Origin of the sequence: Paenarthrobacter sp. NyZ202 (assembly GCF_049860755.1) — a bacterium.
Taxonomy (GTDB): Bacteria; Actinomycetota; Actinomycetes; order Actinomycetales; family Micrococcaceae; genus Arthrobacter.
This window is the reverse complement of the sequence record NZ_CP187556.1, coordinates 2855048-2868798: the sequence shown is the minus strand read 5'-3', so window position 1 is coordinate 2868798 and position 13751 is coordinate 2855048. Positions and strand designations below refer to the sequence as shown.

Here is a 13751-nt window from a genome sequence, read left to right as displayed (position 1 = left end):
GGTGTGACCACAACATACAACTGCACTTCCGATGACCAGCGGGCTGAGGGACTCCAGCACGCACAGCGTGCCATCAGCGACAAGAAGTGCATCGTCCTGCCGACGGACACGGTGTACGGGATCGCAGCGGATGCCTTTTCCCCGCTGGCCGTCACCCTGTTGCTGGCCTCCAAAGGCCGCAGCCGCCAGATGCCGCCGCCTGTACTGATTCCCCGCATCAACGCCCTGGACGGGCTGGCCACGGACGTCCCGGCTGATGCCCGCGCCCTGGCGCAGGCGTTCTGGCCTGGCGGGTTGACCCTGATCCTGCACGCCCAGCCCTCCCTCGATTGGGACCTGGGTGAGACCAAGGGCACCGTGGCCCTCCGCATGCCGGACGACGAGATCGCGCTGGAACTCCTGGGCCTCACCGGCCCCCTGGCCGTTTCTTCGGCCAACCGCACCGGCCAGGAAGCGGCGCAGACTGCCTCCGAGGCCCGCCTTCAACTGGCTGAATCCGTTGAGGTTTACCTCGAAGGCGGGTTCCGGCCAGTGCAGGGAACTGCGGCTGTTCCGTCCACGATCGTCGACGCCACCTCCGCGCCCTTCAAGGTGGTTCGCCAAGGGGCCATCTCCTTGGAACGTCTCCGCGAAGTTGTGCCCTCCATCCTTGGCTTCGGCGAATCGGCGGCAGCTGCCGAGGCAACTCCGGCGGACGCAGGGGCGGAACCGGCCTCCGCTGACCAGCCGGCCGCCGTCGACGATCCCCTGGAAGCCGCTGCGCCGAATGCCGCACCTGAGGCCAAGCCGGAATGATCCCGGACCGCCAGCGCGTCCCCGTCCTCGACGTCGACGCCACTCCGCTGCGCGTCAATGACCTCATCAATGCCCTGGGCGGGTTGATCGCCCGGGGTACCACCGCCACCGTGTTGGGACACAACCTGCACAGCGTGACACTGTTCCACTCATGCTCCACCTTCCGCTCCCTTTACGAGGACAGCTCCATCGTCCTCCTGGACGGTGCCCCCGTCGCCATGTTGTGGGGTCTCGCCCACAAACGACGGCTCAAGCACCTCGGGCAGGGGACCATGGCCTACCGCTTGGGTTCCACCGACTGGTTGCCTGCGTTGGGAGGCGTCGAGGGACTCGAACGGGTTGCAGTGGTAGGAGCCGGACGTGACGCGAACACCAAAGCCGTGTCACGGCTGCGTGAGCTGATCCCCGGCGCTGTGGTGGACGGCATGCCAGGCGAAGACTGGGATGATTCGCTGGAAGACGCTGTCGTCGGATGGCTGCACGGATTCCGCCCCCAGGTGGTTCTTCTCGGACTGGGCATGCCACTCCAGGAGGAGGTCCTCGTCCGCCGGCTGCAGCAGCTGCCTCCCGCTGTGTACTGCGCTGTGGGTGGCGCGATCGACCAGGTGGCGGGGGTACAGAAACTGGCACCGCGGTGGCTTGGCCGCCTTGGACTCGAGTGGGCATGGCGGCTGGTGCTCCATCCCGGGAGGGTCGCGTACCGCGTATTTGTTGAACCGTGGAAACTTGCCGGCCTGCTCATCCGCCGCCGTTTCCAACATTCCCCAAGCAAAGGCAGAAAATGACGTCCCAACCCGTCGTGGTAGCAGTTGTGGTGACCTATAACCGGCGCGAACTGCTGCAAACCACCTTGGCAGGCATCGCTGGAGGCACCATGGTTCCGGACGCCGTCGTCATTGTCGATAACGCCTCCACCGACGGCACCGCCGCCTACCTTCGCACCTACGCCGGCCCTCTAAAGACTGACGTGGTCACGCTCAACACCAACGTCGGTGGTGCCGGTGGTTTCGTGGTGGGCATGGAACGGGCTGTCCTTGACCATCATGCGGACCACGTCTGGATCATGGACGACGACACCGAACCACAGCCGGGTGCGCTGCGGGAAGCCTTGGATACGTCGGAGGCCTATGAACAGGAAACCGGCAGCGCTCCGGCGTTCGTCGCCAGCCGCGTTGTCTGGACCGACGGCCGGGACCACCCGATGAACCGCATGCGGCCCAGGATTGGCGCCGGCGAGGCAGCCCGCAGCGCTGCGGCCCGCATTGGTGCCACCCAGATCAGGAGCGCGTCGTTCGTCTCGGTGCTGCTCCGTGGCGCGGAAATCCGCAAGCACGGGCTTCCGATCGCTGACTACTTCATCTGGAATGATGACCTCGAATACACGGCCAGGGTCTCTCGGAGCGAAGCGGCGCTGGCCACCAACGCTTCGGTTGCCAACCACCACACCAAGGTGTTTGGTGATGCCGGGGCAGATCCGGGGCCGCGCTTCTACTACGAAGTCCGCAACAAAATCTGGGTGTACACCCGTTCCAAGGCCCTTGCGCCGTGGGAGAAAATTCTTTTCACGGGTGCATCGGTCCGCAACTGGACCCGGACCGTGGCCGCGTCGGGGAACCGCAAAGTACTTCTCAAGGGGCTTTTCACCGGGCTGGTCCACGGGTTCCGTCCACCACGGGCAAACGAGGACGTCCTGAGGGGGATCTACGCGCTTCGCGAGGTCCGCGGACCGGCAATGCGTCCCTGAAACCGTTCCGCCGGCTCCGTTTGGCGGGCGGCTTTGCGCTGCCTTGCGCCGGAGGTCACAGGCGTTGGCATTAGTATCGTGACTAGAGTCCACAACAATCCCGCATCATTCGGCACAGCCGGTGCAGGCATGGCGACGGAGTAGTTCCATTTATCGACAGACAGATTTCCACCCCTTGAGCTGCCCAGAACTACACGGCATTCCAGCGGCCCTCCGGCTGACCGGGATGGCCGTTGTTCGCGGTGCCGGCGCAGGCCTGCCGTCCGGAGCCGCCGCATGATCATGTATCTGCTGATGGCGCTGACGGCTGCCTTGGTCTCATACGCCGGAACCTGGGGAGCCCGGGTCCTGGGGAACAAACTCAGGCTGTACCGTCCCATCCGGAGCCGGGACATGCACTCGGTGCTGATCTCCAAGCTCGGGGGATTGGGCATATTTGCCGGCTTCTTTGTGGCGTTGGTTGTGGCAAGCAATTCCTTCTTCGTGAAGGATATTTTCCGCCACAACGACGCCCCGTGGGGCATTCTGGCCGGTGCTGTGGTCATTGTAGCCGTGGGGGTGGCGGACGACATCCTGGACATCCGGTGGTGGATCAAGCTGCTCGGGCAGGTGGCGGCAGCACTCATTGTTGCCATCTGGGGGGTGCGGATGTCCGTGGTGCCTTTCATTCCGGAGCCACTGTTCCTTGAGTCGGAGCCGGTCCAGATCCTCCTGACGGCCGGGCTGATCGTCACCACCATGAACGCGGTCAACTTCATCGATGGCCTGGACGGGCTGGCAGCGGGCGTGGCCACCATCGGCGGGGGAGCCTTCTTCCTTACTGCCTACTGGGTGCACCGGAACAACCCCTCCACGGACAATTCCGACCTTGCGACCCTTCTCATGGCCATCCTGGTGGGTGGATGCATCGGGTTCCTGCCACACAACTGGTTCCCGGCCAAGATCTTCATGGGCGATTCGGGAGCGATGCTGATCGGGCTGTTGATGGCCTCGGCCGGTGTCGTGGCCACCGGCCAAATCAGTTCGGGCCTCTACGACCGGGCCAACGGTATCCCCACCATCATCCCGATCCTGCTGCCCTTCGCCGTGCTGTCACTGCCGCTGCTCGACTTCGGCATGGCCGTGGTCCGCAGGACCGCGCGCGGACAATCCCCCTGGTCAGCTGACCGCGGGCACCTCCATCACAAGCTGGTGGACCTCGGCTACTCGCACCGCACCGCCGTCGTGATGCTCTATGTCTGGACCTGCATCCTGGCCTTCGGCGGCGTGGCCTTCGCCATCTTCCCGTGGCAGGTCGTGCTGATCGTTGACGTCGTGGCGGCCCTGGTGATGGCCGCAGTCACCGCGTGGCCCTACTTCAAACGGAATGTGGCGCAACCGGGGGAGTAGTGCATGACGCCTGGTTATCGTCACAGTTCTATCTCATGTAGAATTCTTACTGCGGACATTCACTCGCCCGTTTCCCCACTTTGAGAATATGGCACCCCTTGCCACGAGGATTGGTATCCCCATGACATCCAACGCCAACACCGGACGCCCGTCCGGCAGACGTGGTGTTGGAGTTTCCGGACCATCCTCCTCACTATGGCTGCGCCTGCTCCGGCTGAGCACGCTGGCGGCCTCTGCCGCAACCGTGGCCACCTTCGTGGTGGCAGCGGTCTTGAACGGCGGAACCGGAGCGCTCTCGGCAGCGTTCGGCTCGGCCCTGGTCATGGTCTTCTTTGCGATCAGCCTTCTGATCGGCCACTTCGTCGGCAGGAACAATCCCTCCGGTGCCGTGGGCCTCTTTGTTGCGACGTATTTCGTCAAAGTGATCGGCTTCGCGGTGGTTCTTTTCCTGACAGGTGCGCCGGAATGGCTCCACCACCGCTGGTTCCTTATCGGTGCCGTGGTGTGCGTCGTGTTCTGGCAAGCCGCAGAGATTTACGGATTCAGCAAAGCCCGCCTGCAGATCTACAACGATTCCGCAGACCAGGAGGGTAAACCCGATGCCACTGCGTAAGCGCCGCACCAGCCACTCCGCCCCGGCTCCTCAGACCCGCGAAACCAATGATTCTGCCGAGCCCGGAAACGATGGCGGCTACAACGCCGGCATCGCCGTCTTCAGCTACATCATTGGCGGGATCATTGTCTGGAGTTTGATAGGCTGGGGTCTGGATAATCTGTGGGGGACCCGCTGGATTGTGCTCCTTGGCGCTCTGCTGGGAGCCGCAGGAGGGTTCTATCTTTCCCATATGCACGGCCTCACCAAACCAAGTTCTTCGGCTGGCGGGAGCAACGCAGACAGCGGTCCGTCCACGGACGGGGACAGTAATGCCACATAATTTCACACGGAAATTGGATGCACTGCCTGTGTCCACCTTCCACCCAATGCCCAATGATGGACACAGCAGAGAGGAAACGCGTTGATCGCGCTTGCGCTCCCCGCCCAGGATTCGGGGTCATTCACCCCGCCCGGAATCGACGAAATGCACCTGCCGGCAATCCTGCCCTGGGGTGCACACGACGGCTTCTCCAAGCAAATGCTGCTGGTGATCCTTTCGGTCGTTATTATCGCCACCTTCTTTATCCTTGCCGCGCGCAAGCAGCAGCTGGTTCCCGGCAAACTGCAGTTCGCCGGCGAGATGGCCTACGGCTTTGTCCGTAACAGCATCGCCAAGGACATCATCGGCGGCAAGGACTTCATCAAGTATGTCCCTCTGCTGTTCAGCTTGTTCTTCTTCATCCTGCTGAACAACATCTACGGTGCCATCCCGCTGATCCAGCTTCCGAGCTTCTCCCACGTGGGCGGCGCCTATGTGCTTGCCGGCATCGTGTACTTCACCTGGATCATCATCGGCATCAAGAAGAACGGCCTGAAGTACTTCAAGCTGGCCACCGTACCGTCCGGCGTGCCGTGGTACATCCTCCCGATCGTCGTCCCGATCGAAATCATCTCCAACTTCCTGGTCCGCCCGGTCACGCACAGCCTCCGTTTGTTCGCGACCATGCTGGCCGGTCACTTGATCGTGATGCTCGCCGGTTCCGGCATCGAGTTCCTTGTCATGCAGGAGAACGTCCTGCTCAAGGGTGCCTCGGTCCTGGTCTTGGTTGGCGCCGTCGCCATGTACATGCTCGAAGCCCTGATCATGGCCCTGCAGGCTTACGTGTTCACGCTGCTGACAGCGATCTACATCGAAGGCGCACTGCACGCCGACAGCCACTAGGCACCCAACAAAGACTTCCCCTTGCGGGGATGAAGCAACCCAAACAACCTGCCGCACTGGCGGCATCTTGAAAGGAAGAAAAAATGGAAGGCACCATCAACGGCTCCCTCAACCTCATCGGCTACGGTCTTTCGGCCATCGGCGGTGGTATCGGTGTGGGTCTCGTGTTCGCCGCTTACATCAACGGTGTTGCACGTCAGCCGGAAGCTCAGCGCGTGCTGCAGCCGATCGCGTTCCTGGGTCTGGCACTGACTGAAGCTCTCGCCATCCTCGGCCTCGTCTTCGCTTTCGTTCTTTCCTAGTCCTTAGAACCAAGCGAATTCCAAGCACGAGTAGATAGGACGGGTGAAATATGAATCAGCTGATCATCTCAGCCGCCACTGAAGGCGAATCGGTCAGCCCCCTTATGCCCAATGTCTGGGAAATGGGTGTCGTCCTCGTCGGCTTTGCGGTCCTCATGTACATCGTGGTCAAGTTTGTTGTCCCGATGTTCGAGAAGACCTTCGCAGAGCGCGCCGAAGCCATTGAAGGTGGCATTGCCAAGGCCGAGCAGGCCCAGGCAGAAGCTTCTGCTGCACTCGAAGAGTACAAGCAGCAGCTCACGGATGCCCGTGCCGAGGCCAACCGTATCCGCGAAGAAGCACGCGCCGAAGGCGCCCAGATCCTCGCTGACCTGAAGGCCAAGGCTGCTGCCGAGTCTGCACGCATCACGGAACAGGCACACGCTGCCATCGAATCCGAGCGTCAGGCCGCAGTAGTGTCCCTCCGCTCCGAGGTTGGCACCCTGGCAACCACGCTTGCCGGCCGCATCGTTGGCGAAGCACTGACCGACGACGAGCGCGCAGCCCGCGTCGTGGACCGCTTCCTCGCCGATCTGGAGACCCAGAACGCAGGTGCAGCTAAGTAATGGCAGGTATATCGAGCGAATCGCTGACCACAGCGCTGGCCCAGTTGGAATCCAAGCTTCCCCTGGCGTCGCTGCAGTTGGCTAAGGACCTCTTCGGAATCCTGGGAACGGTGGACAGCTCGGCTGGCTTGCGCCGCGCCCTGACTGATCCTTCCCGTAGCGGAGACGAGAAGTCGGCGCTGGTCAAGCAGCTTGTTAGCGGAAAAGTCTCCGCTGATGCTGCTGAAATCGCAGGTGGATTGGCCAGCTCGCGCTGGGCCTCCGCACGCGATATCGGCGATGCACTCGAGACTCTTGCCGCCACGGTTGTCATTGCGGTAGCTGAAAACAAGTCGGCAGTTTCTGCCTCCGGTATCACGGGGCTGGAAGAGCTGGAAAACGATCTGTTTGCCTTCAACCAGGTCGTCGCTTCCAGCCACGAGGTACAGCGTGCTCTGTCTGAGCCGCAGGCATCCGCCGCGGCAAAGGTGGCACTGGCCGAGAAACTTGTTCCTGGCATCAGCGAGGAAGCAAAGGTTCTCATCAGCCAGGCCGTCACGCAGCCGCGTGGTGTCAAGCCGAGCAAGCTCGTCGAGTCCTTCGCCAAGCTTGCAGCCAGGCGTCAGCAGCGCTGGATTGCAACTGTCAGCGTTACCCGTCCGTTGACGGAAACGCAGGCCAGCCGTCTGCAGGCCGGGCTGGATGCCCTGTACGGCCGCGAACTCAAGGTCAACGTCACTGTTGACCCCACCCTGATTGGTGGAATCCGTGTCCAGGTGGGCGATGAAGTGCTCGACGCTTCGGTGATCGCCCGCCTGACCGAACTCCGCCGTCAGCTCGCTGGCTAGCCAGACCAAGCACAACACAACTGATAGAAAACCCGGTCATCGTGAGCAACGATGATCACGAAACAGGAGAGCAGGGACTGCAGATGGCCGAATTGACCATCAACGCCGACGACGTCCGTAATGCGTTGAACGAGTTCGCGGCGTCCTACGAACCCGGTAACGCAGAGCGCGTAGAGGTTGGTCGTGTGACCACCGCAAGTGACGGCATCGCCCGTGTTGAGGGTCTTCCCTCGGTCATGGCGAACGAGCTGCTTCGCTTCGAAGACGGCACCCTGGGCCTCGCCCAGAACCTCGACGTCCGCGAAATCGGTGTCATCATCCTCGGTGACTTCACCGGTATTGAAGAAGGCCAGGAAGTTCACCGTACCGGTGAGATCCTGTCCGTTCCGGTTGGCGACGCCTTCCTGGGCCGCGTTGTCGACCCCTTGGGCCAGCCGATCGACGACCTTGGCGAGATCAAGGCCGAAACCACCCGTGCGCTGGAACTGCAGGCACCCGGCGTGACGGAGCGCAAGTCCGTCCACGAGCCGATGCAGACCGGCCTCAAGGCAATCGACGCCATGATCCCGATCGGACGCGGCCAGCGCCAGCTGATCATCGGTGACCGCCAGACCGGCAAGACCGCCATCGCCGTGGACACCATCATCAACCAGAAGGCCAACTGGGCCTCGGGGGATGTCAACAAGCAGGTCCGCTGCGTGTACGTCGGTGTTGGCCAGAAGGCTTCCACCATCGCAGCCGTCCGTCAGACCCTCGAGGACCACGGCGCCCTGGAGTACACCACGATCGTGGCTTCTCCGGCATCCGACCCCGCAGGCTTCAAGTACCTTGCACCCTACGCCGGCTCGGCCATCGGCCAGCACTGGATGTACGGCGGCAAGCACGTCCTGGTGATCTTCGACGACCTGTCCAAGCAGGCCGAAGCCTACCGCGCCGTATCCCTGCTGCTGCGCCGTCCGCCGGGACGCGAAGCTTACCCGGGTGACGTCTTCTACTTGCACTCCCGCCTCCTTGAGCGTTGCGCAAAGCTCTCCGACGAGCTCGGTGCAGGTTCCATGACGGGTCTGCCGATCGTTGAGACCAAGGCAAACGACGTCTCCGCCTACATCCCGACCAACGTGATCTCCATTACCGATGGCCAGATCTTCCTCCAGTCGGACCTCTTCAACGCCAACCAGCGTCCCGCTGTTGACGTGGGTGTGTCCGTCTCCCGCGTGGGTGGTGCTGCACAGGTCAAGTCCATGAAGAAGGTCTCCGGTACCTTGAAGCTGGACCTGGCACAGTACCGCGACATGCAGGCCTTCGCGATGTTCGCCTCGGACCTTGACGCTGCTTCACGCCAGCAGCTCACCCGTGGCGCACGCCTGATGGAACTGCTCAAGCAGGGCCAGTACTCGCCGTTCCCGGTGGAGAACCAGGTTGTGTCCATCTGGGCAGGCACCAACGGTTACCTGGACGACGTTCCGGTTGAAGACATCAGCCGTTTCGAATCCGAGTTCCTTGAGCACCTCAAGCACCAGTCCTCCATCCTGACCACGCTGGCACAGACCAACGTCCTGGATGACGACACCGCCGCAGCCTTGAAGGAAGCCGTTGTCTCCTTCAAGAAGGGCTTCTTCGGTGAGGGCGACAACCGACTGGTTGGCGCCGGACACGAGGAGCACCAAGCGATCTCCGGCGGCGACGTCGACCAGGAAAAGATCGTCAAGCAGAAGCGCTAGTTTCGATGAACTGCCCTGCCGGGGTCCGGAAGGGCCCCGGCAGGGCAGTACGTCGGGAACTTAGGAAAGGATAAGTATGGGAGCCCAGATTCGGGTCTACCGTCAGAAGATCAGCTCGACGACGTCGATGCGCAAGATCTTCAAGGCGATGGAACTGATCGCTACCTCGCGCATCGGTAAGGCCCGCGCCCGCGTAGCAGCTTCACTGCCTTACGCGAACGCGATTACCCGTGCCGTTTCTGCTGTCGCAACTCAGAGCGAAATCGACCACCCGCTGACCACCGAGCCGGAGCAGATCCGCCGCGCCGCAGTCCTGATTGTCACATCGGACCGCGGCCTTGCAGGATCCTATTCTGCCAGCGTGCTCAAGCAGGCCGAAGGCCTCGTTGAGCTTCTCCACGCAGAGGGCAAGGAAGTCAAGTCGTACCTGGTCGGCCGCAAGGCACAGGCATACTTCGAGTTCCGCAACCGTGACTACACCCGCGTTTGGACCGGCGGAACGGATGCACCGGAATTCGAAACAGCCCAGGAAATCGGCGCTGCACTCCTCGAAGACTTCGCCACCAGCTACGAAGAGGGTGGCGTGGATGAGATCCACGTCGTCTACACCCGCTTCAAGTCCATGGTGACGCAGGAGCCCACGGTCATCCGTCTGCTCCCGCTGGAGGTCGTCGAAGAGGAAGCGGCTTCGGAATCCGAGCTGCTGCCGCTGTACGAGTTCGAGCCGGAAACCGAGCAGGTCCTCGACGCCCTGCTTCCGCGTTACATCGAGTCCCGCATTTTCGCAGCCATGCTGCAGGCCGCTGCTTCCGAGCTTGCTGCCCGCCAGCGGGCCATGAAGTCGGCCGGTGACAACGCTACGGAACTGATCAAGAAGTACACGCGCCTTCGCAACACGGCCCGTCAGGCCGAAATTACGCAGGAGCTTTCCGAGATCGTGGCCGGCGCCGACGCCCTCGCGTCCTAGCTGGTCAGGCGCGAAGCCGCACCTGCACCAAACAGATAAACTTAACCCCACGCCATCTACTGAGTGAAGTGAGAGAGATGACTGCCACTGCTACCGAACACGTAGCAACGGCCGGTGCCACCGGCCGCATTGCCCGTGTTATTGGTCCGGTTGTCGACGTCGAATTCCCGGCTGACGCAATCCCCGAGATTTACAACGCCCTGACCACCGAGGTAACGCTCAACGGCCAGACCAAGACCATCACGTTCGAGACCTCCCAGCACCTGGGTGACAACCTCGTCCGCGCCATCTCCCTGCAGGCTACCGACGGTCTCGTCCGCGGTACCACCGTGCAGGACTCCGGTGCCCCGATCTCCGTCCCCGTCGGTGACGGCGTCAAGGGCCACATCTTCAACGTTCTCGGCAAGCCCCTGGACGTTGCTGAATCGGAGATCAAGGCTGACGCCTACTGGCCGATCCACCGCAAGGCCCCGAGCTTTGCCTCCCTCGAGGGCTCCACGGAGATGCTCGAGACCGGTATCAAGGTTATCGACCTCCTCACCCCTTACATCAAGGGTGGAAAGATTGGTCTGTTCGGCGGCGCCGGTGTGGGCAAGACCGTTCTGATCCAGGAAATGATCACCCGTGTTGCCCGTAACTTCGGTGGTACCTCGGTATTCGCCGGCGTTGGCGAGCGTACGCGTGAAGGCAACGACCTCTGGGTCGAAATGGAAGAGGCCGGCGTTCTCAAGGACACCGCCCTTGTATTCGGCCAGATGGATGAGCCGCCGGGAACGCGTCTGCGCGTTGCCCTGTCCGCGCTCACCATGGCGGAATACTTCCGCGATGTGCAGAACCAGGACGTGCTGCTCTTCATCGACAACATCTTCCGCTTCACGCAGGCCGGTTCCGAGGTTTCCACACTGCTCGGCCGTATGCCGTCCGCAGTGGGCTACCAGCCGAACCTGGCTGACGAGATGGGTCTGCTCCAGGAGCGCATCACCTCCACCAAGGGCCACTCGATCACGTCAATGCAGGCCATTTACGTCCCTGCTGACGACTACACCGACCCGGCTCCGGCAACGACCTTCGCACACCTGGACGCCACCACGGAACTTTCCCGTGAAATCGCCTCCCGTGGTCTGTACCCGGCCGTTGACCCGCTGACGTCCACCTCCCGAATCCTGGACCCCCAGTACATCGGCAAGGACCACTACAACACGGCTGTCCGTGTGAAGCAGATCCTGCAGAAGAACAAGGAACTCCAGGACATCATCGCCATCCTTGGTGTTGACGAACTGTCCGAAGAGGACAAGATCGTCGTGTCGCGTGCACGCCGCATCCAGCAGTTCCTGTCCCAGAACACCTACACCGCCAAGCAGTTCACCGGCGTCGAAGGCTCCACCGTGTCCATCAAGGACACCGTGGAAGGCTTCACCGCCATCTGCGACGGCGAGCTGGACCACATCGCAGAGCAGGCGTTCTTCAACGTCGGTGGCCTGGATGACGTCGAGCGCAACTGGGCCAAGATCCAGGAACAGACCAAGTAATATGGCTGAGCTTGAGGTTGAGATTGTCGCAGCGGACCACTTCGTGTGGTCCGGCGCGGCCAAGATGGTGAAGGCCCGCACCAGCGATGGTGAAATCGGAATCCTGCCGGGCCACTCGCCCCTCCTGGCCATCCTGGCCGCGGGCGAGCTGGCAATCCAGCCGGTTTCCGGTGACCGTATTGCGGTAGAGGTCGACGGCGGTTTCTTCTCCGTTGACAACGATCGCGTGGTCATTGTTGCTGACAACGCCCACCTGGGCGAAGCGGCTACAGCGGGGATCCGATAGCAAGACCCAGATGGACGATTCCTTTATTCCGTTCATCGCCCTGGCAACGGCGTTTACGTTGCTGATTTTCACACTGTGCCTTTTCGGGGTGCGCCGCTTCAATCTGCGGCGCGCCCTGGGCACAGTCGACGCCTCCATTTGCACGGCTGGTCACAGCTGGCAGATGGGGGTTTGTCGTTATCAGGACAATGAACTTGAGTGGTTCCGCTTGATGTCCCTGAGCGTCATCCCCAAGCACCGGTTCAAACGCAGTTCGCTCGAATTGCTGGGTAGGCGGCAACCCACGGAAGACGAACTCGTACGGGTCCAGCCCGGTGTCGTAGTGGTCGAACTGCAGTACGAGGGCAACAAGTTCATGCTCGCCATGAACTTCGACGCTTATGCCGGCCTGTCCTCGTGGCTTGAAGCAGGGCCGGTCATCGGCGTCGGAACCTGGCGTTAGGCGCCATGGACTTCTTGTCGGACCTCAGTCTCGTAGATGGGCCGTTCCTATGGTTCAGCATCGCGTGCGGTGCAGCCGGGGCGGCCTGTTTGCTGTGGCGGCGCACGCGTTCCTGGCTGCTGGTGGTGCCGGCCTGCCTGGGTGCAGCCGTGGGCATGGTTGCGTTGGCGCATTGGCTCCTTGTTGACGTGCTCGCGGTTTTTTCGGAGAATCTTCCGTTCGAAACCCTTGTATGGTCTGTCCCTGCGGTGGCGGCCGTCCTGCTGTGTCTTGCGAAGTTTCCCCGATCCGGCTGGAAGCTCCGCTGGGCCAACGTGGCAGCCATGCTCGGCGTGGTGCTGCTCTGCGTAGTCCAGGTGAATCTGTATTTCGGGCTGAACAATACGGTTTCCGACCTCCTGGGCACGGCCGTAGCCCGAATCCAGCCGCTGGAGCCGGGCCTCCAGCGGGGGAGCGCGGCACAGGCACCGGTACCGGTTTCAACGTGGAAAACTCCTGATGCGATGCCACGCGGCGGTGTCCTTCGCAAGGCGGCCATTCCCGGCACAGTTTCCGGTTTCGCGGCACGCGAGGCCTATATTTATCTCCCGCCGGCCTATCAAACGGAACCCCGGCCCGCTTTGCCTGTACTGGTGCTCTTTTCCGGCCAGCCGGGTGGTCCGGCGGACTGGCTGACAGGAGGGCAGCTCCGGTCGCAAATGGACCGGTTTGCCGAATCGCATGGCGGCCTTGCACCGGTCACCGTGGTGGTGGACCCCAACGGTTCCGGCAGTGCCAACACCATGTGCATGGACAGCCGCATTGCCAAGGCCGGTACGTATTTGTCCCGGGATGTACCTGCTTGGATCGCAGCAACGTTGGATGTGTCCACGGACGCGGGTCAATGGAGTGTTGGCGGGTTCTCCTTCGGTGGCACGTGCGCGGTCCAGATGGGCACCAGCCATCCGGAGTTGTTTACCTCGGTGCTGGCTTTCGCCGCTGAGCAGGAGCCGGCTTTGGCTAAAGACCGGCACAAAACCATTGCCGATTCCTTCGAGGGCGATGTCGCGGCCTTTGAAGCGGGAACGCCTTTGGTTCTGATGCGGGAACGGACTTACCCGGACAGCGGCATGTACCTGACGGCAGGTGTGTCGGACACCGAGTTCACCGGGTACATGCACGTCCTTGCCGATGCCGCGAGGGACGCCGGGTTCACCGTCGAGGAGCATTCCATCCCCCACGCCGGACATTCGTGGGATGCGGTAGTGCGCAGCATGCCCGGGGCGTTGTCCTTTCTTTCCTCCAGGTGGGGACTGACCAGGTGAACCTTGCGGTGAAGGGCGTCCTG

The 13751-nt window shown here is 62.2% G+C and carries 16 protein-coding genes; all 16 read left to right on the top strand.

Translation table 11 applies throughout. The annotated features are described in order from the left end of the window. Window positions 1-3 precede the first annotated feature (3 nt). The 16 genes from ACPFL9_RS13320 (at window position 4) to ACPFL9_RS13245 (ending at window position 13728) form a co-directional block, all read left to right on the top strand. Complete coding sequence (locus tag ACPFL9_RS13320) at window positions 4-795, top strand: L-threonylcarbamoyladenylate synthase (protein ID WP_426003226.1); 792 nt, start codon at window positions 4-6, stop codon at window positions 793-795. Then, window positions 792-1580 (top strand): WecB/TagA/CpsF family glycosyltransferase, encoded by a 789-nt coding sequence (locus ACPFL9_RS13315; RefSeq protein WP_426003225.1) that lies wholly within the window; start codon window positions 792-794, stop codon window positions 1578-1580. The genes ACPFL9_RS13320 and ACPFL9_RS13315 overlap by 4 nt, the downstream gene beginning before the upstream one ends. Further along, window positions 1577-2539 (top strand): glycosyltransferase, encoded by a 963-nt coding sequence (locus tag ACPFL9_RS13310; RefSeq protein ID WP_426003223.1) that lies wholly within the window; start codon window positions 1577-1579, stop codon window positions 2537-2539. The genes ACPFL9_RS13315 and ACPFL9_RS13310 overlap by 4 nt, the downstream gene beginning before the upstream one ends. Window positions 2540-2815: 276 nt before the next feature. Further along, window positions 2816-3928, top strand: coding sequence for an MraY family glycosyltransferase (locus tag ACPFL9_RS13305; protein ID WP_426003221.1), 1113 nt, complete (start codon window positions 2816-2818; stop codon window positions 3926-3928). 121 nt (window positions 3929-4049) lie between these two features. Further along, the gene (locus ACPFL9_RS13300) at window positions 4050-4541 is read left to right on the top strand and encodes a hypothetical protein (protein WP_426003220.1); all 492 of its coding nucleotides are present in this window, start codon (window positions 4050-4052) and stop codon (window positions 4539-4541) included. After that, entirely contained in the window at window positions 4528-4863 is a 336-nt protein-coding gene (locus tag ACPFL9_RS13295; RefSeq protein ID WP_426003219.1) for a hypothetical protein, read from the top strand. Before ACPFL9_RS13300 ends, ACPFL9_RS13295 begins: the two co-directional genes overlap by 14 nt. 81 nt (window positions 4864-4944) lie before the next feature. Next, complete coding sequence (atpB, locus tag ACPFL9_RS13290; protein WP_426003217.1) at window positions 4945-5745, top strand: F0F1 ATP synthase subunit A; 801 nt, start codon at window positions 4945-4947, stop codon at window positions 5743-5745. An 83-nt stretch (window positions 5746-5828) separates the two neighbouring features. After that, the gene (gene atpE, locus ACPFL9_RS13285; protein ID WP_011775261.1) at window positions 5829-6047 is read left to right on the top strand and encodes an ATP synthase F0 subunit C; all 219 of its coding nucleotides are present in this window, start codon (window positions 5829-5831) and stop codon (window positions 6045-6047) included. A 50-nt stretch (window positions 6048-6097) separates the two neighbouring features. After that, window positions 6098-6652, top strand: a complete 555-nt coding sequence (locus tag ACPFL9_RS13280; RefSeq protein WP_426003216.1) for a F0F1 ATP synthase subunit B — start codon at window positions 6098-6100, stop codon at window positions 6650-6652. Then, window positions 6652-7479 (top strand): F0F1 ATP synthase subunit delta, encoded by an 828-nt coding sequence (locus tag ACPFL9_RS13275; RefSeq protein WP_426003215.1) that lies wholly within the window; start codon window positions 6652-6654, stop codon window positions 7477-7479. Before ACPFL9_RS13280 ends, ACPFL9_RS13275 begins: the two co-directional genes overlap by 1 nt. 83 nt (window positions 7480-7562) lie before the next feature. Further along, window positions 7563-9200, top strand: coding sequence for a F0F1 ATP synthase subunit alpha (atpA, locus tag ACPFL9_RS13270; protein WP_426007570.1), 1638 nt, complete (start codon window positions 7563-7565; stop codon window positions 9198-9200). A 76-nt stretch (window positions 9201-9276) separates the two neighbouring features. Continuing rightward, window positions 9277-10167: a F0F1 ATP synthase subunit gamma gene (locus ACPFL9_RS13265; protein ID WP_426003213.1), complete on the top strand. Its 891-nt coding sequence runs from the start codon at window positions 9277-9279 to the stop codon at window positions 10165-10167. A gap of 77 nt (window positions 10168-10244) precedes the next feature. Beyond that, window positions 10245-11696, top strand: a complete 1452-nt coding sequence (gene atpD, locus ACPFL9_RS13260) for a F0F1 ATP synthase subunit beta (protein WP_426003212.1) — start codon at window positions 10245-10247, stop codon at window positions 11694-11696. A 1-nt stretch (window position 11697) separates the two neighbouring features. Continuing rightward, a complete protein-coding gene (locus ACPFL9_RS13255; protein ID WP_364158459.1) occupies window positions 11698-11982 on the top strand; it encodes a F0F1 ATP synthase subunit epsilon in 285 nt (94 codons plus the stop codon). 10 nt (window positions 11983-11992) lie between these two features. Further along, window positions 11993-12424 (top strand): DUF2550 domain-containing protein, encoded by a 432-nt coding sequence (locus tag ACPFL9_RS13250; protein WP_426003211.1) that lies wholly within the window; start codon window positions 11993-11995, stop codon window positions 12422-12424. 5 nt (window positions 12425-12429) lie between these two features. Beyond that, a complete protein-coding gene (locus ACPFL9_RS13245) occupies window positions 12430-13728 on the top strand; it encodes an alpha/beta hydrolase (protein WP_426003209.1) in 1299 nt (432 codons plus the stop codon). Window positions 13729-13751 lie beyond the last annotated feature (23 nt).

Coding starts and splice junctions, on each gene's coding strand:
- ACPFL9_RS13275 (WP_426003215.1), top strand. CDS start 6,652: ATGGCAGGTATATCGAGCGAATCGCTGACCACAGCGCTGGCCCAGTTG.
- ACPFL9_RS13250 (WP_426003211.1), top strand. CDS start 11,993: ATGGACGATTCCTTTATTCCGTTCATCGCCCTGGCAACGGCGTTTACG.
- ACPFL9_RS13315 (WP_426003225.1), top strand. CDS start 792: ATGATCCCGGACCGCCAGCGCGTCCCCGTCCTCGACGTCGACGCCACT.
- ACPFL9_RS13255 (WP_364158459.1), top strand. CDS start 11,698: ATGGCTGAGCTTGAGGTTGAGATTGTCGCAGCGGACCACTTCGTGTGG.
- ACPFL9_RS13300 (WP_426003220.1), top strand. CDS start 4,050: ATGACATCCAACGCCAACACCGGACGCCCGTCCGGCAGACGTGGTGTT.
- ACPFL9_RS13280 (WP_426003216.1), top strand. CDS start 6,098: ATGAATCAGCTGATCATCTCAGCCGCCACTGAAGGCGAATCGGTCAGC.
- atpE (WP_011775261.1), top strand. CDS start 5,829: ATGGAAGGCACCATCAACGGCTCCCTCAACCTCATCGGCTACGGTCTT.
- ACPFL9_RS13295 (WP_426003219.1), top strand. CDS start 4,528: ATGCCACTGCGTAAGCGCCGCACCAGCCACTCCGCCCCGGCTCCTCAG.
- ACPFL9_RS13305 (WP_426003221.1), top strand. CDS start 2,816: ATGATCATGTATCTGCTGATGGCGCTGACGGCTGCCTTGGTCTCATAC.
- atpA (WP_426007570.1), top strand. CDS start 7,563: ATGGCCGAATTGACCATCAACGCCGACGACGTCCGTAATGCGTTGAAC.
- ACPFL9_RS13245 (WP_426003209.1), top strand. CDS start 12,430: ATGGACTTCTTGTCGGACCTCAGTCTCGTAGATGGGCCGTTCCTATGG.
- ACPFL9_RS13265 (WP_426003213.1), top strand. CDS start 9,277: ATGGGAGCCCAGATTCGGGTCTACCGTCAGAAGATCAGCTCGACGACG.
- ACPFL9_RS13310 (WP_426003223.1), top strand. CDS start 1,577: ATGACGTCCCAACCCGTCGTGGTAGCAGTTGTGGTGACCTATAACCGG.
- atpD (WP_426003212.1), top strand. CDS start 10,245: ATGACTGCCACTGCTACCGAACACGTAGCAACGGCCGGTGCCACCGGC.